The 21,834-nt window shown below is 51.1% G+C and carries 20 protein-coding genes; all 20 read left to right on the plus strand.

Going from position 1 to position 21,834, the window contains the following annotated elements; genetic code table 11:
- The first annotated feature begins 9 nt into the window (after positions 1 to 9).
- The 20 genes from hisC to BM132_RS21175 all read left to right on the plus strand — a co-directional run bounded on the left by hisC (position 10) and on the right by BM132_RS21175 (position 21,746).
- Entirely contained in the window at positions 10 to 1,122 is a 1,113-nt protein-coding gene (gene hisC, locus BM132_RS21080; RefSeq protein ID WP_092458489.1) for a histidinol-phosphate transaminase, read from the plus strand.
- Between the two features lie 28 nt (positions 1,123 to 1,150).
- Positions 1,151 to 3,358, plus strand: a complete 2,208-nt coding sequence (locus BM132_RS21085) for a bifunctional prephenate dehydrogenase/3-phosphoshikimate 1-carboxyvinyltransferase (protein WP_256244293.1) — start codon at positions 1,151 to 1,153, stop codon at positions 3,356 to 3,358.
- Entirely contained in the window at positions 3,355 to 4,044 is a 690-nt protein-coding gene (gene cmk / locus BM132_RS21090) for a (d)CMP kinase (RefSeq protein WP_047226311.1), read from the plus strand. Before BM132_RS21085 ends, cmk begins: the two co-directional genes overlap by 4 nt.
- 120 nt (positions 4,045 to 4,164) lie before the next feature.
- On the plus strand, positions 4,165 to 5,856 hold the full coding sequence (rpsA, locus tag BM132_RS21095) for a 30S ribosomal protein S1 (protein WP_007899744.1): 1,692 nt from the start codon (positions 4,165 to 4,167) through the stop codon (positions 5,854 to 5,856).
- A 276-nt stretch (positions 5,857 to 6,132) separates the two neighbouring features.
- A complete protein-coding gene (locus BM132_RS21100; RefSeq protein WP_092458495.1) occupies positions 6,133 to 6,411 on the plus strand; it encodes a hypothetical protein in 279 nt (92 codons plus the stop codon).
- A gap of 146 nt (positions 6,412 to 6,557) precedes the next feature.
- Positions 6,558 to 6,854, plus strand: a complete 297-nt coding sequence (ihfB, locus tag BM132_RS21105; RefSeq protein WP_003199243.1) for an integration host factor subunit beta — start codon at positions 6,558 to 6,560, stop codon at positions 6,852 to 6,854.
- 26 nt (positions 6,855 to 6,880) lie between these two features.
- On the plus strand, positions 6,881 to 7,105 hold the full coding sequence (locus BM132_RS21110) for a LapA family protein (protein ID WP_092458498.1): 225 nt from the start codon (positions 6,881 to 6,883) through the stop codon (positions 7,103 to 7,105).
- A 192-nt stretch (positions 7,106 to 7,297) separates the two neighbouring features.
- Complete coding sequence (locus tag BM132_RS21115) at positions 7,298 to 8,359, plus strand: LPS O-antigen chain length determinant protein WzzB (RefSeq protein WP_092458502.1); 1,062 nt, start codon at positions 7,298 to 7,300, stop codon at positions 8,357 to 8,359.
- A 557-nt stretch (positions 8,360 to 8,916) separates the two neighbouring features.
- On the plus strand, positions 8,917 to 9,405 hold the full coding sequence (gene rfaH, locus BM132_RS21120) for a transcription/translation regulatory transformer protein RfaH (protein WP_231990598.1): 489 nt from the start codon (positions 8,917 to 8,919) through the stop codon (positions 9,403 to 9,405).
- Between the two features lie 365 nt (positions 9,406 to 9,770).
- A complete protein-coding gene (gene pseB / locus BM132_RS21125; protein ID WP_092458505.1) occupies positions 9,771 to 10,769 on the plus strand; it encodes a UDP-N-acetylglucosamine 4,6-dehydratase (inverting) in 999 nt (332 codons plus the stop codon).
- Between the two features lie 3 nt (positions 10,770 to 10,772).
- Positions 10,773 to 11,933, plus strand: coding sequence for a UDP-4-amino-4,6-dideoxy-N-acetyl-beta-L-altrosamine transaminase (gene pseC, locus BM132_RS21130; protein WP_092458508.1), 1,161 nt, complete (start codon positions 10,773 to 10,775; stop codon positions 11,931 to 11,933).
- On the plus strand, positions 11,930 to 12,631 hold the full coding sequence (gene pseF, locus BM132_RS21135; protein WP_092458511.1) for a pseudaminic acid cytidylyltransferase: 702 nt from the start codon (positions 11,930 to 11,932) through the stop codon (positions 12,629 to 12,631). The genes pseC and pseF overlap by 4 nt, the downstream gene beginning before the upstream one ends.
- 340 nt (positions 12,632 to 12,971) lie before the next feature.
- A complete protein-coding gene (locus BM132_RS21140; protein ID WP_092458514.1) occupies positions 12,972 to 13,865 on the plus strand; it encodes a phytanoyl-CoA dioxygenase family protein in 894 nt (297 codons plus the stop codon).
- Complete coding sequence (locus BM132_RS21145; RefSeq protein ID WP_092458517.1) at positions 13,862 to 14,389, plus strand: acyltransferase; 528 nt, start codon at positions 13,862 to 13,864, stop codon at positions 14,387 to 14,389. The genes BM132_RS21140 and BM132_RS21145 overlap by 4 nt, the downstream gene beginning before the upstream one ends.
- 3 nt (positions 14,390 to 14,392) lie before the next feature.
- Complete coding sequence (locus BM132_RS28230) at positions 14,393 to 15,727, plus strand: hypothetical protein (protein ID WP_143092377.1); 1,335 nt, start codon at positions 14,393 to 14,395, stop codon at positions 15,725 to 15,727.
- Entirely contained in the window at positions 15,718 to 16,473 is a 756-nt protein-coding gene (locus tag BM132_RS28235; RefSeq protein WP_143092378.1) for an acyltransferase, read from the plus strand. Before BM132_RS28230 ends, BM132_RS28235 begins: the two co-directional genes overlap by 10 nt.
- Before the next feature lie 2 nt (positions 16,474 to 16,475).
- Positions 16,476 to 17,675 (plus strand): hypothetical protein, encoded by a 1,200-nt coding sequence (locus BM132_RS21160; protein ID WP_143092379.1) that lies wholly within the window; start codon positions 16,476 to 16,478, stop codon positions 17,673 to 17,675.
- Between the two features lie 32 nt (positions 17,676 to 17,707).
- The gene (locus tag BM132_RS21165; RefSeq protein ID WP_092458528.1) at positions 17,708 to 19,006 is read left to right on the plus strand and encodes a hypothetical protein; all 1,299 of its coding nucleotides are present in this window, start codon (positions 17,708 to 17,710) and stop codon (positions 19,004 to 19,006) included.
- 59 nt (positions 19,007 to 19,065) lie between these two features.
- Positions 19,066 to 20,193 (plus strand): glycosyltransferase family 4 protein, encoded by a 1,128-nt coding sequence (locus BM132_RS21170; protein WP_092458530.1) that lies wholly within the window; start codon positions 19,066 to 19,068, stop codon positions 20,191 to 20,193.
- A 134-nt stretch (positions 20,194 to 20,327) separates the two neighbouring features.
- Positions 20,328 to 21,746 carry a mannose-1-phosphate guanylyltransferase/mannose-6-phosphate isomerase gene (locus BM132_RS21175; RefSeq protein ID WP_092458532.1) on the plus strand — a complete coding sequence of 473 codons (1,419 nt, stop codon included), beginning with the start codon at positions 20,328 to 20,330 and terminating at the stop codon, positions 21,744 to 21,746.
- The last annotated feature ends 88 nt before the right edge of the window (positions 21,747 to 21,834 follow it).

Genomic DNA, 21,834 nt, shown 5'->3' on the forward strand with positions numbered 1-21,834 from the left:
GGATAGCTAATGAGTGGCAACTTCCTCGCTCTGGCTCAGCCAGGCGTGCAACAACTCTCGCCTTACGTTCCAGGCAAGCCGGTGGACGAATTGGCCCGTGAGCTGGATCTGGACCCGGCCAGCATCGTCAAGCTGGCCAGCAACGAAAACCCTTTGGGCGCGAGCCCCAAGGCGCTGGAGGCGATCCGTGACGAACTGGCCGAACTGACCCGTTATCCCGACGGCAACGGTTTCGCCCTCAAAAGCCTGCTGGCCGAGCGCTGTGGCGTCGAGCTGAGTCAGGTGACCCTGGGTAACGGGTCCAATGACATTCTCGAGCTGGTAGCGCGTGCCTACCTGGCGCCGGGCCTCAATGCCGTGTTCAGCGAGCATGCGTTTGCGGTCTACCCGATCGCCACCCAGGCCGTTGGCGCCGACGCCCATGTGGTGCCGGCCAAGGATTGGGGGCACGACCTGCCCGCCATGCTGGCGGCCATCGACGCCAACACGCGGGTAGTCTTCATCGCCAATCCAAACAATCCGACCGGCACCTGGTTCGACGCCCAGGCGCTGGACGACTTCCTGCAGGACGTGCCCGCGCATGTGCTGGTGGTGCTGGATGAGGCCTACATCGAATACGCCGAAGGCAGCGATTTGCCCGATGGCCTGGATTTTCTCGCCGCCTACCCGAACCTGCTGGTTTCGCGCACGTTCTCCAAAGCCTATGGCCTGGCGTCGCTGCGGGTCGGCTACGGCCTGTCCACCGCGGTGGTGGCCGATGTGCTCAACCGCGTGCGTCAGCCGTTCAACGTCAACAGCTTTGCTCTGGCCGCTGCCTGCGCTGCGCTGGGGGACGACGCCTACCTGGCCGAAAGTCGCCGCCTGAACGAGGCTGGCATGCAGCAGTTGGAAGCCGGGCTCCGTGAGCTGGGCCTGGGCTGGATTCCATCGAAAGGCAATTTCATTTGCGTCGATCTGGGCTGTGTCGCAGCTCCGGTGTTCCAGGGCTTGCTGCGCGAGGGTGTGATCGTGCGTCCGGTGGCCAACTACGGCATGCCGAACCACCTGCGCGTCACCATTGGCCTGCCTGCGGAAAACAGCCGTTTCCTAGAGGCGTTGAGCAAGGTTCTGGCTCGTGGTTGATGTCACTTCACTGCAACCTGCTACCCCTATGATCGGTCGCCTGGTGGTGGTCGGCCTGGGGTTGATCGGCGGCTCGTTCGCCAAAGGCCTGCGCGAAAACGGTCTGTGTCGTGAAGTGGTGGGTGTCGATCTAGACCCGCAGTCACGCCGGTTGGCGGTGGAGCTGGGGGTGGTGGATCGCTGCGAGGACGACCTGGCGATTGCTTGCCAGGGTGCGGACGTGATCCAGTTGGCCGTGCCGATCCTGGCCATGGAGAAACTGCTGGCACGCCTGGCGGCCATGGACCTGGGGCAGGCGATTCTCACGGACGTCGGCAGTGCCAAGGGCAATGTCGTGCGGGCGGCCACTGAAGCCTTCGGCGGGATGCCGGCGCGCTTTGTGCCCGGTCATCCGATTGCCGGTTCCGAGCAGAGCGGGGTGGAAGCCTCCAACGCCGACCTGTTTCGCCGCCACAAAGTGATATTGACGCCACTGGATCAGACCGACCCGGCTGCGCTGGCGGTGGTGGATCGCTTGTGGCGCGAGCTGGGTGCGGACGTCGAGCACATGCAGGTCGAGCGCCACGATGAAGTATTGGCCGCCACCAGCCATTTGCCGCACCTGTTGGCGTTTGGTTTGGTGGATTCATTGGCCAAACGCAATGAAAATCTCGAGATCTTCCGTTACGCTGCCGGCGGTTTCCGCGATTTCACGAGAATCGCCGGTAGCGACCCGGTCATGTGGCACGACATCTTCCTCGCCAACCGCGAAGCTGTCCTGCGCACACTCGATACATTTCGCAGCGACCTCGACGCCTTGCGCGACGCGGTCGATGCAGGGGACGGGCACCAATTGCTGGGCGTTTTCACACGCGCCAGGGTGGCCCGCGAGCATTTCAGTAAAATCCTGGCCCGTCGGGCCTATGTGGACGCTATGAACTCCAACGATCTGATTTTCCTGGCACAACCTGGTGGCTCCCTGAGTGGGCGTATTCGTGTACCGGGCGATAAATCGATTTCCCACCGTTCGATCATGCTCGGCTCCCTGGCCGAAGGCGTGACCGAAGTGGAAGGCTTTCTCGAAGGTGAAGACGCCCTGGCGACGCTGCAAGCGTTCCGCGACATGGGCGTGGTCATCGAAGGCCCGCATCACGGTCGCGTGACCATCCATGGTGTTGGCCTGCACGGCCTCAAGCCTGCCCCGGGCCCGATCTACCTGGGCAACTCCGGCACGTCGATGCGCCTGCTGTCCGGCCTGCTGGCCGCCCAGGATTTCGACAGTACCCTGACCGGTGACGCTTCGCTGTCCAAGCGGCCGATGAATCGCGTGGCCAACCCCCTGCGGGAAATGGGTGCGGTGATCGAGACGGCGGCCGAAGGTCGCCCGCCCATGATCATTCGCGGTGGCAACAAGCTCAAGGGCCTGACCTACACCATGCCGATGGCCAGCGCCCAGGTGAAATCCTGCCTGCTGCTGGCCGGTCTCTATGCCGAAGGCAAGACCACGGTCACCGAGCCGGCCCCGACCCGCGACCACACCGAGCGCATGCTGCGCGGCTTCGGCTACCCGGTCACGGTCAACGGTGCCACGGCCTCCGTCGAGTCCGGCAGCAAACTGACCGCGACCCACATTGAAGTACCGGGCGATATCTCGTCCTCGGCGTTCTTCCTGGTGGCTGCTTCGATTGCCGAAGGCTCCGAGCTGGTGCTTGAGCATGTGGGCATCAACCCGACCCGTACCGGCGTGATCGACATCCTGCGCCTGATGGGCGCTGACATCACCCTGGAAAACCAGCGTGAAGTGGGCGGCGAGCCGGTTGCAGATCTGCGCGTACGAGCAGCTAAACTCAAGGGTATCGAGATTCCCGAAGCGCTGGTGCCACTGGCTATCGACGAATTCCCGGTGCTGTTCGTGGCGGCGGCCTGTGCCGAAGGGCGCACCGTGCTGACCGGCGCCGAAGAGCTGCGGGTCAAGGAATCGGATCGTATCCAGGTGATGGCTGATGGCCTGATCGCGTTGGGCGTGAAATGCCAGCCGACGCCGGACGGCATTATCATCGACGGCGGCCAGATCGGCGGCGGCGAAGTCCATGGTCACGGCGATCACCGTATCGCCATGGCCTTCAGTGTTGCGTCTTTGCGCGCCAGTGCGCCGATCCGCATCCATGATTGCGCCAACGTCGCGACGTCGTTCCCGAACTTCCTGGCGCTGTGTGCCCAGGTCGGTATTCGAGTAGCACAAGAGGCACAGTCGTGAACATCAAGGCACCGGTCATCACCATCGATGGCCCAAGCGGTTCAGGCAAAGGCACCATCGCCGGAATCCTGGCCAAACAATTGGGCTGGAACCTGCTCGATTCGGGTGCGTTGTATCGCCTGCTGGCGTTCGCCGCCGCCAATCATGGCGTCGATCTGACCAACGAAGAGCTGCTCAAGGCCCTGGCTGCGCATTTGGACGTGCAGTTCATCGCGGCGACCGACGGTCAGCTGCAGCGCATCATTCTGGAGGGTGACGAAGTCAGCAATGTCATTCGTACCGAAAGCGTGGGGGCCGGGGCCTCCCAGGTCGCCGCGCTGCCGGCGGTGCGCGAGGCGTTGCTACAGCGCCAGCGCGCTTTCCAGGAGCCGCCAGGGCTGGTGGCCGATGGCCGCGACATGGGTACCGTGGTGTTTCCCGATGCCCCGCTGAAGATTTTCCTCACCGCCAGTGCCGAGGAGAGGGCTCGTCGCCGATATTTGCAGTTGAAGGGCAAAGGCGAGGATGTTAGTCTGTCGAGTCTGCTAGATGAGATCCGTGCACGCGACGAGCGTGACACCCAGCGCGCAGTAGCCCCGCTCAAACCGGCGGCTGACGCGATACAGCTGGATTCCACGGAGTTGTCCATCGACCAGGTGTTGCAACGCATCATGAGCGAGATCGCCATTCGCGATATCGCCGGGTGACCAGGAAGCTGCGCAGGGGACCAGTCATAGTCCTGCGGCGCTTCTTTTATATGAAACTAACCCACACCGTCTGGGGTGTGGAGGCGGGCGTATTCTTCGCCCTAATCAACAGGAATTAAAATGAGCGAAAGCTTTGCGGAACTCTTTGAAGAAAGCCTGAAAACCCTGAACCTTCAGGCAGGCTCCATCATCACCGGTGTTATCGTTGATATCGATTACCAAGCTCGCTGGGTAACCGTTCACGCTGGTCTGAAGTCTGAAGCACTCATCCCGCTTGAGCAGTTCTACAACGACGCTGGCGAACTGAACATCAACGTCGGTGACGAAGTTCACGTTGCGCTGGACTCGGTTGAAGATGGCTTTGGTGAAACCAAGCTGTCCCGTGAAAAAGCCAAGCGCGCTGAATGCTGGATCGTTCTCGAAGCGGCTTTCGCAGCTGAGGAAGTGGTCAAGGGCGTTATCAACGGTAAGGTTAAAGGCGGCTTCACTGTCGACGTTAACGGCATCCGTGCGTTCCTGCCAGGTTCCCTGGTTGACGTTCGTCCAGTGCGCGACACCACGCACCTGGAAGGTAAAGAGCTGGAATTCAAGGTCATCAAGCTGGACCAGAAGCGCAACAACGTTGTCGTTTCCCGTCGCAGTGTCCTGGAAGCCGAGAACTCCGCCGAGCGTGAAGCTCTGCTGGAATCGCTGCAGGAAGGCCAGCAGGTCAAGGGTATCGTCAAGAACCTCACCGATTACGGCGCATTCGTCGATCTGGGTGGCGTCGATGGCCTGCTGCACATCACCGACATGGCCTGGAAGCGTATCAAGCATCCTTCGGAAATCGTCAACGTTGGCGACGAGATCGATGTCAAGGTTCTGAAGTACGATCGCGAGCGCAATCGTGTTTCCCTGGGCCTCAAGCAACTGGGTGAAGATCCATGGGTTGCTATCAAAGCCCGTTACCCAGAAAGCACCCGCGTCACCGCTCGTGTTACCAACCTCACCGACTACGGCTGCTTCGCTGAGCTGGAAGAAGGCGTTGAAGGTCTGGTACACGTTTCCGAAATGGACTGGACCAACAAGAACATCCACCCTTCGAAAGTCGTACAAGTCGGCGACGAAGTGGAAGTCATGGTTCTGGACATCGACGAAGAGCGTCGTCGTATCTCCCTGGGCATCAAGCAGTGCAAATCCAACCCATGGGAAGATTTCTCTGGCCAGTTCAACAAGGGCGATAAAATCTCCGGCACCATCAAGTCGATCACCGATTTCGGTATCTTCATTGGTCTGGACGGCGGCATCGACGGCCTGGTTCACCTGTCCGACATCTCCTGGAACGAAGTGGGCGAAGAAGCCGTACGCCGCTTCAAGAAGGGCGACGAGCTGGACACCGTTATCCTGTCGGTTGACCCAGAGCGCGAGCGCATCTCCCTGGGTATCAAGCAGCTGGAAAGCGATCCGTTCTCCGAGTACGTTCAAGAGAACGACAAAGGCGCAATCGTTAAGGGCATCGTGAAAGAAGTTGACGCTAAAGGCGCCATCATCACCCTGGCCGACGATATCGAAGCGACTCTGAAAGCCTCCGAAATCAGCCGTGACCGCGTTGAAGACGCGCGTAACGTTCTGAAAGAAGGCCAGGAAGTAGAAGCCAAGATCATCAGCGTTGACCGCAAGAGCCGTGTAATCCAGCTCTCCATCAAGTCGAAAGACGATGCTGAAGAGAAAGAAGCCATCCAAAGCTTGAAAGACAAGCCTTCGGATAGCATCGCTGCTGGTCCTACCACTCTGGGCGACCTGCTGCGTGCACAAATGGAAAAGCAGAACTGAGTTCTGTCAGACCATAGAAAAAGGGCGACTTCGGTCGCCCTTTTTTGTGGGCGCAATTCGGGAAAAGCTGACCTGTCTGTAAGTTAGCTCCTCTGTCTGGCTCGGCAGTGAAACCAATCCTGCAACCTAACTGTCTCTTTCTTTAAGCAGATCAATCACCTATTCAAGGTTAGACTGTGGATGCCCTGGTCTCCCCGGGCCAATGTGGGGGAGGCTGCTCGCGATAGGGTCAGATCAGACACCACCCAGTCGGGTGCTGGCTATTTAAGGAGACGAATGAACAGGCTCATCCTGGTATTCGCGGTATTGACCTTGGCGGGTTGCACCACAAGTGCCAAGACCCATGCGGTGCGTGGCGTCAGTGGTATCGAGGTCGATTGTTCCGGCCTGGGGGCAGGCTGGGAAAAATGCCACAAGCGCGCTGCGAAGGAGTGCAAGGGCGCCGGGTACAAAGTCATCACCCGCTCCGATGATGCCAAGGACGAAGATCAATACCCTTTCGGCTTCAATCCAGCGGGTTACCTGACCCGCACGATGTTGGTCATTTGTCGCTGAATGTGCTCAAGCGCAAGGCTTGTGCAGAAGCGGGGCAAATACGACAGGATGAAGATATGTCAATACTCGGGCTGTTCAAATTCTTCCGGTCATGCTAAAACCTTTTCAAGCGATTTTCCTAGCTGCTTGAAAAAGAAGGGAAAAATATGACGAAGTCGGAGTTGATCGAACGAATTGTCACCCATCAAGGGCTACTCTCATCCAAAGATGTAGAGCTGGCCATCAAGACCATGCTTGAGCAAATGTCCCAGTGCCTGGCGACCGGAGATCGCATCGAGATCCGTGGCTTTGGCAGCTTCTCCCTCCATTACCGTGCCCCGCGTGTGGGTCGCAATCCGAAAACGGGTCAGTCTGTGAGCCTGGACGGAAAGTTCGTTCCGCATTTCAAGCCGGGCAAAGAGCTGCGGGATCGTGTCAATGAGGAGGAGGGGGATGAGTTGTAAGGAGGCGACTATGCAAGGGGAAATTCATGCGCAGCTTTAAACGTTTTGCTCTTGTCGTGCTCGCGTTGCTAGTGGCTGCAGCCATCGTTCTGTTCGTGCTTGAGAATACCCAGCCTGTCGCGCTGTTGTTCCTGGGCTGGTCGGCCCCGCAACTTCCTGTTTCAGTTTGCGTGCTAGTGGCACTTCTCGCTGGTATGATGGCTGGCCCGTTGCTTGCGTGGTTCGTGGGGCAGCGTCGGCGGTTGAAATAATGGATGCGTGAGCCCGGAAGCCTTTGTGTGAAGGATCACTGTCTGCAATTTTTTTGGCTTTTGGGTGTGTTTTGATCGTGTTTAATTTAACTCAGTTTGCCGCGGTATCCGCCGAGTGCCTGATCGTTCTGCCTTTTGGCGCGTCCAGTTTGTATGCGGGCGCCATGTCAAAAAAAGCAAGCGAGGCCTCAAATGCAAAATAATCCAGTCGAAACCCATCGCTCTGATGAGATTGACCTTATTGCCCTCGCTCAAGGTCTTTGGTCCCAGAAATGGCTGATCATTGGGGTGACTCTTTTAGTCACGGTGGGTGCGGCTGCGTATGCGTTTCTCAGTAAGCCGGTCTATGAGTCCAAGCTTTTCATCATGCCGCCAACGCAGAATGATATAGCCGAGCTGAATTTTGGTCGCGGGAAAAGCACTGAGCTGGAGCCTTATTCGATCAAGTATGTTTATGACGTTTTTGCCAGAAACCTTCAAGGCGAGTCCCTGCGTCAGAAGTTCTTCAATGAAATTTATCTTCCCTCTCTCGATGAGTCTCAGCGACAGGGTGCGCTCGACCGTTTGTACGCGCGTTTTTCCCGAGAGCTGGTGATCAAAGGGCCGGGAAAAGATACGCCAGATCGCTTTTCGGTGGCCGTTCAAGGTGGGGACCCTGCTCAGGCCACCGAATGGGCAAAGATCTACGTCCAACACGCCAGTGAGGCTGCTGAGTCGGAGCTGGTCAAGAACGTGACCACCGAGGCGTCGGTAAATGCGCGTAACCTTGAACAGCAAATTGTGAGCTTGCGCGAGACAGCGCAGCGAGTCCGCGAGGACCGGATTCAGCAGTTGCGGGAGGCGTTGAAGATCGCTGAAGCAATCGGTTTGACCTCGCCGATAACCAACTCTTCTGCAGCGGTGGATATCACGGTAGAGACCGGCGATAAAATGGATTACCAGCGGGGCAGCAAAGCACTGGCGGCGGAAATCAATGCGCTGGAGTCCAGGTCTTCTGATGATGCATTTATCGCTGATTTACGACCGCTGCAGATGCAGTATGGTTTTTATCGTAAGTTGAATGTTGATCCTGAAAGGATTTCGGTTTATCGGCAGGATGGTAGTGTTGAAGTGCCGGAGAGTCCGATAAAACCTAAAAAGGCTTTGATTTTAGTGCTGGGTTTTATTGCCGGCTTGATATTAGGGGGCGGGCTCGCGTTGGTTCGGTTCGGTTTGGCTCGGGTTTCTGATCACCAAAAGGCTGTCAAGGGATAACCTTCGAACGACTGATGGGGGGTTAGCTGCTCTTTGGCTGCAAGGTCATCTCATTTTCGAACGGTTTTCACCATAGTGCTACGGCACTCGATCGCGTCATCAATGTTATGTTGGTGCCAACCTGAGCCTGTCAGTCGACTGCGTTTTTTGCGCAGTCGACTGACAGGCTCAGGCGAATAGGGCGCATAGCAGTGTGCCGCGATTAATCAGAGGGCAATGCGCTTTTGCCTTGGTCTGTGCGCGCCGGACATTTCGGGTGTCTGCCTTGCTTTCTTTTGGTAGGTTTCAAAAAGCTGACCTTTGCCGGGGGCACCGAAGCTTATGACGCTGCTACTTTGGTCAGCTAATCACCATAAGCTGTCAGCCCCAGCATCAGAAAAATCGGTATCTCGCGAAATCTGCCGCCTGCGCATGTTTTCTCAGGCAGCGGTATGCGTTCGGGTGGACGTATAATTACCTTAAAGCCATGTGGGGCGATAGCAGGCATAATTTCGACCAAGCTAAGCGCTTGAGATAGAGTGGGAAATGAAAACTAGATCGCGATGCCAAGACACCTGATGATTCAGACTCGAAATTGGTACCTGGTGCAATGCAAACCTCGTCAGGACGAGCGCGCCGAAGACAACCTTAGCCGACAAGGCTACGAATGTGCGCGTCCGACGTGCAGGCGCGAACGCATCGTGCGCGGACAGCGGCAGACAAGCATTGAATCGCTGTTCCCTGGTTATCTATTTATTCAGATGTCTAACGAAGCCAGTTGGGCACCATTGCGTTCAACCCGCGGCATTGCTCGGGTAGTCGCTTTTGGCGGGCAGCCATTGCGCGTAGCCGATGACCTGATTTACCAACTGCAACAGCGATCAGAATCCGAAGTAAAAAAGATTTTTAACGTCGGCGACAATGTTCGCATCCTTGACAGTGGCCTCTCTGAGATCGACGCCGTGTTCATGGCGATGGAAGGGGAGGAGCGAGTCATCCTGCTCATCAACATGCTGAACCGTCAACGGCAAATCAGTGTACCGTTGGCAAATATCGTTTCTGCCTAGCAATGGATGGCTTCAGATACGGGAGGGGAAGAATGATAGGTGTTTGCGTTCTCAGGAAGCCAACGGTAAATCCTGGGGCGGTAGCGTGCCCCGGGCCAGAGAGTCCACGGTTCCTGCCCGCAGGCTATATGTGCCCAAGGCGTTGAGCGGCCGATGATTCATCGCCATATGCCAGTCTGAGGATTTTCATCCTGACAACTTGGAGGTTTGCGCAATACTGGTCGCAACTGGCTGTACCAGTAGAGTTGTATATCAGCTTTTTTTCGTATTGGGCTGGAAGTCATGGGGGCTCTACTGCCTGACTCCGCACCTTACCGTTTATTCCAATCCTGACTTCGCTCGGGAAGCAACCAAGGGACGCGTTAATGTTCACCAACAAAACCATTCTCATCACAGGCGGTACTGGTTCTTTCGGTAACACCTTTGTGCCCATGACTTTAGCCAAGTACAACCCGAAAAAGATCATCATCTTCTCTCGGGATGAAATGAAGCAGTGGGACATGGCCAAAAAATTCGAGGGTGACTCACGTGTTCGCTTCTTTATCGGCGACGTTCGCGACAAAGAGCGCCTGTATCGGGCCCTTGATGGTGTTGACTATGTGGTTCATGCGGCTGCGACCAAAATTGTACCCACTGCCGAATACAACCCGTTCGAGTGCATCAAGACCAACATCAACGGTGCGATGAACCTGATCGATGCCTGCATCGACAAAGGCATCAAACGCGTTGTCGCATTGTCCACCGACAAGGCCAGCAGCCCGATCAACTTGTATGGCGCAACTAAGCTGGCATCCGACAAACTTTTCGTTGCCGGTAACTCCTATGCCGGGGGCCATGAGACGCGTATGGCAGTAGTGCGCTACGGCAATGTCATGGGCTCGCGTGGCTCGGTAATCCCCTTCTTCATGTCGATCAAGGACAGTGGCGAACTACCTATTACCGACGAGCGCATGACCCGGTTCATGATCTCTCTGGAAGAGGGCGTCGAGCTGGTTTGGCATGCATTTGAAGACATGGAGGGCGGTGAGATCTACGTGAAAAAGATCCCGTCCATGAAGGTCACTGATCTTGCCCGTGTCGTTGCACCGGACGCCACCCAAAAAATCGTCGGCATCCGTCCAGGGGAGAAACTGCATGAGCAGATGATCAGCGCCGAAGACTCCTATTACACCTACGAGTACCCAGAGCACTTCAAGATCCTGCCAGTGATCAACGAGTGGGCAACCTGCGCGAAACGGATCAAGGATGGCAAGAAAGTCCCTGAAGGTTTTGTTTATGCCAGTGACAATAATACCGAGTGGATGAGTGACGAAGATCTGCAGAATTGGATCACCGTCAACGAAGCCAAGATTGGGAGCATCTGATCCATGATTCCCTATGGTCGCCAGGACGTAACCCAAGCTGACATTGATGCGGTGGTTGGGGTGTTGCAATCGGACTTTCTCACTCAAGGCCCGATGGTGCCTCGCTTTGAGCAACAGGTTGCGCGCCATGTAGGCGCCAGTCATGCGCTAGCGGTGAACAGTGCCACTTCGGCGCTGCACATTGCTTGCCTTGCACTGGGTCTTGGTCCCGGCGACCGCCTGTGGACGAGTCCGGTTACTTTCGTTGCTTCCGCCAACTGCGGTTTGTATTGCGGTGCGCAAGTCGACTTCGTGGATATTGACCCTCGTACCTACAACCTATGCCCGCAAGCGCTTGAGCGTAAGCTGGAACAGGCTGAACGCGAAGGAACCTTGCCAAAAGTCGTGGTGCCAGTACATCTATGTGGGCAGCCCTGCGACATGCAGGCGATTCACGCCCTGGCCGGCCGTTATGGGTTCAAGATTATCGAAGACGCCTCGCACGCCATTGGCGGTAAATACCAGGGGGCGTTCATCGGTAACAGTAAGTACAGCGACATCACCGTATTCAGTTTTCACCCGGTCAAAATTATTACCACCGCTGAAGGTGGTATGGCTATGACCAACAATGCCGAGTTGGCCAATAAAATGGCCCTGTTGCGCAGTCACGGTATTACCCGTGATCCGCAGCAGATGACCCACGAAGCAGATGGGCCCTGGTACTACCAACAGATTGATCTGGGGTTCAATTACCGGATGACCGAACTGCAGGCAGCGTTAGGCCTCAGCCAGATGGAGCGCTTGGATCAGTACATCGCTCGTCGGCATGAGTTGGCCGCTCGCTATAACGATCTGCTGGCCACATTACCAGTGAGCACGCCGTGGCAACATGTCGACAGCTATTCGGGTTTGCACCTCTATGTGATTCGTCTGCAACTGGAAAAAATTACTCGGACTCACCGCCAAGTATTCGAATCCTTGCGAGAACAAGGGATTGGTGTAAACCTGCATTACATTCCGGTTCACACTCAGCCTTATTACGCGCGGATGGGCTTCAAGCCTGAAGACTACCCAGTGGCGCAAGACTACTATCGTGAAGCCATCAGTATTCCAATGTTCCAGACCATGACCAACGAGCAGCAGGATCAGGTCGTGACAGCAATCTCCAAGGCTCTGCGAGTATGAGACTGGCCGTCATTCCTGCCCGGGGTGGCAGCAAACGTATCCCACGAAAAAACATCAAAATGTTTTGCGGAAAGCCGATGATCGCCTGGTCGATTGAAGCGGCATTAAAAAGTGGTTGTTTTGATAGAGTAATTGTTTCTACGGACGACGAAGAAATAGCTGAAGTTGCCCAACAGTACGGTGCCAGTGTTCCGTTCATGCGTCCGGCCGAACTGTCTGACGATTACACCGGGACTATTCCGGTGATTCAGCAGGCGATCGAGTGGTGCAAGGCGAACGGTTTTGACGCTCGACAGGTATGTTGTGTATATGCCACCGCGCCTTTTGTAAGTTCTGAGGATCTGCGTCGCGGATTGAACACCCTGGAACTGTCGGGAAGCCAGTATGCGTTCTCAGTCACCAGTTATGCATTCCCTGTTCAGCGGGCAATTCGCCTGACTGGAACCGGACGTGTCGAAATGTTCTACCCAGAGTACTTTAATACCCGCTCTCAGGACCTTGATGAAAGCTATCACGACGCCGGGCAGTTCTACTGGGGGCTCGCCGATGCATGGTTACAGGGCAAAATGATCTTCAGCCCCGAGTCTAGTGCCGTCCTGTTGCCGCGTCACCGCGTGCAGGACATAGATACTCCCGAGGACTGGGTTCGCGCGGAATGGCTGTACAAAGCCTTTCAAGCTGAGTCCAACCCTTCGTGAATTTAATGAAAGGGGGGGGCGGATTGATGCTTCGCTGCAAATAAACAGCGGGTGTGCCATTCAATGCCTAACTTTTTCTGAAGCGTTAAGGGCGTGGGGCTGATTGCCATTTAATCTGTTAGGAGCATGTTGGCAACTTGCTTGATCATATTTCGCAGGAGAGGATTTGACGCATATAGCTTGAGTCTCGATATAGACCTACGGTAAATCGACGTAATGGAACGAAATACAAGGTAACTCTAGCTGGGTTGGATTGCTTTTTTGCATAGCACTAAGTTAGTAGATACTGGGATATAAAATTTAGTGATAATGCTGGCTTCTGATGAAAGGACTGTGAGTCATGGCTGAAACAAAGATAAAGAAAATAATAGGTCGAGTGTATCCCTTAAAAAGACTTGCTTTTTTCAGTCAGAGGCTCTTGATGAATCCAAAGTGCAGAGAGCTGTTATCTGACCTTGCTTGTAAACGGTTGCCAAGCAAATCACTACCTGTTATTCCCTATGAGGATGATGCGGCCTCTTTACATGAAGCGGGCTATGCAATGCTGGATAATTTAGTGAGGGAGAGCGAAGTCAAAGAAATGGTCGACTGGTTTTCTGATAAAAAAACTTTCGATCGTTGGGATGCAGATGCCGGTTACTTCGACCCCGAGAGGCCACCAGCGGATTGTCACACCGCGCCTTTTTCTACCGAGGATATTGTTAACTCGCCACATGCAATGAAGTGGGTCAATGATGAGAGAGTCCTTAAAGTTGTTGAAAATATCCTCGGTGCAAAGCCGACGCTGTCCAACTTAAGCGTCTGGTGGTCTTATCCCGGTCATGATGCTCCTCAGGAGGCTGAGAGTTTTCATCGAGATGTGGATGATCTGCGGTTTATTAAGTTATTTATATATTTGACGGATGTAGGCTCTGACTCAGGGCCCCATGTTTTTGTTCCAGGGAGTCATAGAAATCCGGCATTTAGAAAAATTCGCAGATACACAGATGAGGAAGTGGAGACTAGTTTTGGAAAGGACGGTATCAAGTATTTTACTGGTACGAGGGGGACAGCCTTTCTAGAAAATACGTTTGGTTTACATAAAGGACAGCTTCCTTCGACTGAGCGACGGCTTTTATTTCAAGCACAGTACTCCCTTCATCCAATAGGTATATACGACTACAGTCCAGTAAAACTGAACAGCAGTAAAATTTTGGATTTGGATGGTTATGTCAATCGGCTTTATGTGAAATGAAGAATACATTAAAGGATATTGCAGAATTTGTTTTTCAATTTTCAATCGTTAAGTGCTTTTTTAGAGCGCTGATTACTCTGGGCATTGGTTTTGATAGATTTTGGACCTTCGCGAGGGCGAGGTCGTTGTTGGATATACCGAAAGGAAGCAACTGTCATTGGAGTGTTGTTTTTAAATGCCCTGAAAATATACGCTTTTCAGGAAGAGTCATGTTGAGTCCAGGTTGTGTCATAGGCGCCATGTCACCTGTTTCATTTGGCAGCGAAGTTAGGCTTTCGCAAGGAGTCCATATAGAGACAGCCTCTTTAGATATTAATGGAGAGTTGCCCTATAAGCATATAGCTAAGCCAATCACCATCGAAGATGGTGTGTGGATTGGTGCGCATAGTATCATTTTGGCTGGTGTTACAATTGGCAAGAATTCGGTCATTGGAGCAGGTGTAGTTGTAAGTAAAAGCATTCCAGAGAACTCGATCGTCGTTGGTCCTGGTTTTAGATTTATTGAGCGAAAAGAAAAGTATTAACTCATGAAAATAGTAATGTTGGAAAATAGATATAAGACTTTTTTCTGGGATGCGTTAGCTGAATATTTCATCAAGCAAGGACATTATGTAGCTTGGGTAGTGCAGAATCCGAGTTTTATGCCTAAAAATGGCACGGCTAATGTGATACCTTTTCCTTCGAGAAGAGATATGAAATCTCTTTCAAGTAATCATGGACTCGAAAAAGTTATCAAGTCGGATAGATATATTAACTATTTCGGCGGAGACACTACTCACTATGAGTACTACAACGCCGAAATAGAGCGTATTCTTTCAATTGAGAAACCTGAGCTTGTGATTGGTGAGGCGACGTTATTTCATGAGTTGATGACGGTCGAGTGGTGCAAGAAAAATAACGTACCATTCTTTCATCCATCGATGCCTGGTTATCCTGGCGGACGGTATAGCATTTATCTGGGCGATACCAAGAATGCGATTGATGGATCAACAGATTTACCTTCGGATGAAGAGTGCTATTCCCTCGCGGAGGCTATACGCAAGCGCGAGCGAATTCCTGAATATATGCGGCCATCATTGCCTACTGATGTAGGACGTATTTTTCCAATCCATGGCTCGTTTCCAAATCGCTTGGTATTGATAAAGAGCTATTTTCGCGGGGAGCGATTTAATACGCCATCTCCTTGGCGGAAAAGAAAGCTAGACAAGGCGGTGTCACGGCTTTTGATTGATTGGAGTGAAACTTGTACGTCGAAATTTAAACTTGACGATGGATATCGCTATCTCTTATATCCCATGCAAATGCAACCAGAGTCAAATCTTGATCTGTGGGGGCAGGAATACAGGGATCAGTCACGACTTATAAGTGACCTTGCTGAGGCCTTACCTCTGGGGTGGAAGTTACTCGTAAAATTGAACCCCAAATCAAAGTACGAGCTGAACAATAGCCTGTTAGATCTTGTCTCAAAGGACCAACGTATTGTTCCAATACCCTTTGAAATGGGAATGGACAAGATATTCAATCGAATTCATCTCGTCTGTACTGTTACCGGTACTATTGCTGTTGAAAGTGTTCTTTCTCGCAAGCCTGTTGTTCAGTTTGGGCCTGGAGTATTGTCTGATGAGGTCGGCTATTCGTATGCCGACAGCGTAGAGGAAGTCAGAACTGTTATTGCACGAATTGACGCAGGGCTGTTTCAGTTGGCTGACGACAAGGGCAGAACCGACTTGGTTAAAAAACTCTACTTCACTACCTTTCCAGGTTTGATCTCTGATCCTGCCAGTCTACCTTCGGTGTTAGATTCGAAGAACATAGAAAAGGTTGGCGCTAATCTGATAAGAGTGGCTGAGCAATGCATGTGAAGAAAAAACTTGCGGCGATTGTATGCTTGGTATTTCCGCCAATAATGCCGAAAAATTTCTTGTTAAGGCTTCTTGGTTGGGAGATTGGCAAAGGTTGTAAAATCGGTTTCTCTTGGATTGAGTGTGGCAAGATCATTTTACATGATTCGGTTAAAGTTGGTCATGGGAACTACCTGTCATGCAAAGCTTTGGTATTGAAAGATAGCTCATATCTCCAACATTTTAACCAGATAAGAGGTGATGTCTGGGTATTTCTTCGAAAGAATGCCGCAATCGGTAATTTCAATAAAATAATAAGAGCAAGACGAGGCGTTACATGGGGGCGATCTGTTTTGCGTCTGGGGGTGTTTTCTAAAATTACATCTAAGCATCTTGTTGATTGTACTCGAAGCGTTCGATTGGGTAACTATACTACTATTGCAGGAGTGGCGAGCCAAATATGGACGCATGGGTATCTTCATGCTCCCGCCGGCCTGGATAGATTTAGAGTTGATGGCAGCGTAAAGATTGGAAATAACGTCTATATAGGTTCTGCGTGCGTCATCAATGCTGGAGTGACAATTAATAATGGTATAACGGTCGGAGCATCTTCCTGTGTTTCGAAGTCGCTTGTTAAACCTGGCCTGTATGTAAGTCAAGCGCTGAGATGGATTGAGTCAGATTACGATGCGGCCAAGCAGCGTTATCCAGAGGTAAAAGTTAATGGTTTGGTTGAAGCGGTTTTCAATAAGAAACCGGAGAGCTGACATTGCATAGTTTTGTAACAAGGCTTTCAGGGCATGCTGTCTTATTTGGTGCTTCGAAATCTTCAGTATTATTTGCGCCGTTTTTGGCCGCATGGTTATTAAGCAAGGCCCAATATGGCGCTCTTGAATGGTGGCTCTCGCTATCAATGACCCTCGGTCCGATAATGGCGTTAGGTGCTCATGGTGTTGTCGCTTATGGTTCCTTGGGAGGGGTATTTACTCCTTATGTAAGAGCCGCCGTGATGTATGTTTGCTTGGTGTGCTCTTGTGCACTGCTTTTTGTTTTGCTATTACCTGTGGCAGGCATTGATTGGAAGGTCTCCTTTGTCGGTGTCGTGACACTGCAAAGTGCGATGGTGGTTTTGCAGTTGGCGCTATCTGCTCGTCTGAAGGGGCTAGGAAAGGGGGCTTGGGCATCTCTAGCAGAGAGTGCTCTATATATCGCTCTAATGTTGTCCTTGTTGTTGACGGTTGTGGGTGTGGATTTTGTGCTCGGGTTTATGCTCGTGATGATCACCGTCGAGCTTTTTATGCTATGGCTTTTGATTAAAATATCAGATCTACCCAGTGTTAATTACTGGCATCATGAAGACTATAAAAAAATGTTCTCTCTTAGTTATAAATTTTTAATTGGAGGTACATTAATGGGCGCATTTATGGCCGGACCCAGGTTGCTAATGGGAGGGGTGAGTGATGCGACTCTTGTAGCGTCTTTTTCGATAGTTTTTCGCTGGCTGTCTATTGCAATTATAATTCATCAGTTTATTAACACTTTCTATTTTAGGCGGATCTATAGTGGAGATTTGACCAAAAGGAAATTTGCTTTGTTGGGCTGTGTAGGGTTGGTGGCAATATTTTCCGTACTTATTGCCTTCGCTGTGTCGTCTCAATTTGTTCGCTCTTTTAATATTCCCTTACCCGACTCTAATGATATATGGCTGGTCTGGTCGATGGCCGGAGTAATGATTTTATGGTCCGCCAGTGCCTCTTTCGAAGGGATTCTAAGTAGTGCAGGTAGAGTCATGTCACAATCTATTGCCGTGGCCTTGGGGTTAATTGTCTTTATAATTATCTTTGGGAGTTTCTATTTTACAGGGGGGACGGATCACAAGTTTTCGCTCACCATAGCATGGCTTGCAGGCTTTATTAGTATGGTTGCAGTGCAGTTTATATTCATATTTAGGTCGAAGCTCCTGGGTTGATAGTTTTGGTTCTAAAAATAAAGGGTGAAAGTATGAATGCTTCTGTTTTGAAGCTAGCCGTGTTCTGTCCGCATAAAATTTTTTTGATGGGTGGTACTGTATATTTTTTTATTTGGTTGTTGGCGCCGATTAATTTTAGCTATGAAGGCGGGGATTTTTCTTTTGTTGTTTTTTTAATCTACACATCGATTTTTTATATGGGTATGTTTTTGTCTTGCGGGCGAAGGCGAGGGAAAACGCTTTATGTGCATTTTGATGTGCGACTGTTAGGTATTTTAATTTGGCTCGTTTTTTTGATGGGGGTTTTTGGATTAGCGCTTCGGATCTTCGAGCGAATTTTTATCCGGGCAGGGGGAAATATCGGCGCTGATTTTATGGCCAACAGAGAAATGATTGCATCAGGAGGTATGGAAAGTGTCGCCTTGATTGGAGCTGTACTCTCGTCAATGTTTTTATTTCTTCCATTTCTGATCTTTTTCATGAGAAGTGCCGGTATTCCAAGGATCAGTCATTTTCCAATGCTGATTCTGTCGGCTGTATTTGCGGTTTCCGATGTGGTGCTTCAAGGATCTCGAAGTGGTTTGGTCATATTCATGGCCGTTTGTTTGCTTTCCGTTCTGATGACAGGATATATCAAGGTTTCTTTGAGGAATATCATTTTAGGAATGACCGCTGCGATTGCTTTGGTTTGGTTTGCAGGTATGGTTTTTTGGGTAAGAACAGTGCAGATGGGAGTTGATCCCATAGCGTCTATGGAGCTTTCGGGTTATGCACGGTTTGCCCCTGCAAGTGAGGGGGTTGTCAACTATCTGACAAACGATGGTGATGCCGGCTTGTCTGGGCTTGTATATGCCTTTACTCATTTTAGTCAGTATATTACGCATGGGGTATACGAGTTTTTTTACCTTTGCGGATTGACTGACGGCGCGACGACGTATGGTTTACAGAGTTTTTATATTCCATCAAAAATTGTTATGTCTCTGTTAGAGCTCGGTAGAATTGAGGATGTTTTAACGGCGGGTGTAGTCAGGCCGGGCGTTTACACTACACTGTTTGGGCCTGTGCTTTATGATTTTGGCCCGTTAGGCGCAGGTGTTGCTTGTTTATTTTTTGCTATTGTAATTGGCATGGTGGCGCGCAATGTAATAACGCGGAACTTTTGTTGGTTGCCAATGTACTTGATTTTTTGCACGTTTATACCTTTTTTTGCAGTGGTGAATTTATTCACAACAGGTCTCGGGCAGTACGCAATGATTGCGGCGCTTTTGTTGGGCATAATAATAAAATTATGCTTTTCAAATTTGTTTTTGAAGTGTGATCGCAGCGGATAATGTATTGATAGTGTAATCGGTTTCTTTTCTGTTTTGTATTTGTGTGTTTAGGGAAAAATATGAAGATTGCTATAGTTCACGATTGGCTTGTTACTTTTGCTGGGGCTGAAAAAGTATTGGCGGAAATTATTAATCTTTGGCCTGATGCTGATCTTTTCTCTGTTGTTGATTTTCTGTCTGCTAGTGATCGAGAAAAATTGGGTGGAAAACTTTCCAAAACGACCTTTATTCAACATCTCCCCAAAGCCCGCACCCGATATCAGCTATATTTGCCTTTGATGCCTCTTGCGATTGAGCAGTTAGACCTTTCTGGATATGATCTTGTTATAAGTAGCAGTCACGCAGTCGCTAAAGGTGTCATTACCGGTCCTGATCAACTGCATGTATGTTATTGCCACTCACCCATTCGCTATGCGTGGGATATGCAGGGGCAATATCTGGCAGAGTCTGGCCTGGAGCGGGGGTTGAAAGGGTGGGCGGCTCGGTACATGTTATACAAGATCAGAGGGTGGGATAGCAGGACAGCAAATAACGTAGAGTTCTTTGTCGCGAACAGCGACTATATTGGCCGCCGGATTAGTAAAGTTTATAAGCGTGAGTCTGTAACTATTCATCCTAATGTCGCGGTTGAGGATTTTGAGTTGGTTGAAGGTAAGAGCGATTTTTACCTTACCGCATCACGAATGGTTCCTTATAAAAAAATGGATCTGATCGTCAAGGCTTTTTCGGAAATGCCGAATAAAAAATTGATTGTTATAGGTGATGGTCCTCAGTTTAATAAGGTTAAGCAGGCTGCTGGTCCAAACGTGACTATTATGGGGTATCAACCTTTTAATGTTTTACGCGATCACATGCAACGTGCAAAGGCATTCGTCTTCGCAGCTGAGGAAGATTTTGGAATTATTCCCGTTGAAGCGCAGGCTTGCGGTACCCCGGTAATAGCCTATGGTAAAGGCGGGGCGCTTGAAACTGTCCTGGAAGGAAAGACAGGAGTTTTCTTTCAGGAACAGACCGAAAGCTCAATAAAGAATGCCGTAAATAAATTTGAAACTGACTTCGTTTTTGATCCGCTTGCTATTCGTGCTCATGCTGAAACATTTGCAACTGAGGTTTTTAGGAGTAAATTGAAGGCGTTCGTGGATGAGAAGTGTTCCGACTTTTTTAAGTTTAAAAAGCTCGTTGAATAGTTTTTATTTTATATGCCAAGTTTAGATTGAGCTTCTCTAAAAACTTTACTCACGAGCGTGCTCTCTGGCAGTTGCTTAGCGCATATGAGTCTCACTACTCATCTGCATGAAGTGATTATATAAGGTGAATTTTTATGTTGTGTCCGATAATTATGGCTGGTGGTTCTGGATCACGCCTTTGGCCGCTATCTCGGCAACTCAAGCCTAAACAGTTTTTACCGCTTATTGATTCTGAGTATTCGATGCTACAAGAGACAATCAGGCGACTTGAAGGTTTGGGGGCAGACTTACCCCGCTTGATCTGTAACGAACAGCATCGCTTTCTCGCAGCAGAGCAGTTGCGTCAGTTGGGGATGGATCAAGCCAATATTATCCTAGAGCCCGTGGGGCGCAATACAGCTCCGGCAATTGCATTGGCTGCGTTGCAGGCCATAAGTGAAGAGCAGGATCCGATACTGTTCGTGCTGGCAGCTGATCATCTTATTCAGGATGTACCAGCTTTTCATTCAAGTGTTCAGGCTGCGTTGGCTTTCGCGGAATCGGGTAAGTTAGTTACCTTTGGTGTAGTTCCGACTTCTCCAGAAACGGGCTATGGCTATATCGAGAAGGGTAAATCGGTCGGACAAGATGGTTATATGGTTAACCGCTTTGTTGAAAAGCCCGATCTACAAGTTGCTCAGAGTTATCTTGCCTCCGGGGATTATTTTTGGAATAGCGGTATGTTCATGTTTCGTGCTAGCCGCTATCTGGAAGAGCTCACGCTGCATCGACCTGAAATTGTCAACGCTTGTCGGGAAGCTCTCGCGGGGGCAGAACAGGACATGCATTTTACTCGGATCAATGCAGAGTCCTTCATGAAGTGCCCTGAGGACTCGATTGATTACGCTGTGATGGAGCAGACCGCCGATGCGGTCATGGTGCCTTTGGAGGCCGGCTGGAGTGACATCGGCTCATGGTCTGCACTTTGGGACGTTAGTCCGAAGGATGGCGATGGAAATGTCTTTGTAGGTGATGTGCTTCATGAGGGGATTAGTAGTAGTTACGTGTATGCTGAGCATCGTCTGGTTGCTGCTGTAGGGGTAACCGATTTGGTGATAGTGGAAACCAAGGACGCAGTGTTGGTGACCCATAAAAGCCAGGTACAGGATGTGAAGAAAATCGTTGAGCAGCTCAAAAGCATAAAGCGTCACGAGCATGCCAACCACCGTGAGGTTTATCGCCCTTGGGGGGGATACGATTGCATTGATAACGGCCCCCGCTATCAGGTCAAGCGCATCACTGTTAACCCAGGCGCGAAGCTGTCTGTTCAGATGCATCACCACCGCGCCGAGCATTGGATTGTCGTGAGCGGTACCGCGCAGGTCACCAATGGTGAAAGGACCTATTTGGTCACTGAAAATCAATCCACCTATATACCTATTGGTCAGGTCCATGCGCTTGAAAATCCAGGCGTCATCCCGCTCGAACTCATTGAGGTGCAATCTGGATCCTATCTTGGTGAGGATGATATTGTACGTTTGGAAGACAAATACGGACGGGTTAAGCCAAAATGACCTCTAATGGAATAATGGGCGCTGTGTTGGATTTGCAATCTGGCTCCTGTCTTGGTAGGTAGAACGCTTGGCCCGGTTGTTTTTTGTT

This window comes from Pseudomonas sp. NFACC45 (assembly GCF_900113505.1).
Taxonomy (GTDB): Bacteria; Pseudomonadota; Gammaproteobacteria; order Pseudomonadales; family Pseudomonadaceae; genus Aquipseudomonas; species Aquipseudomonas tehranensis.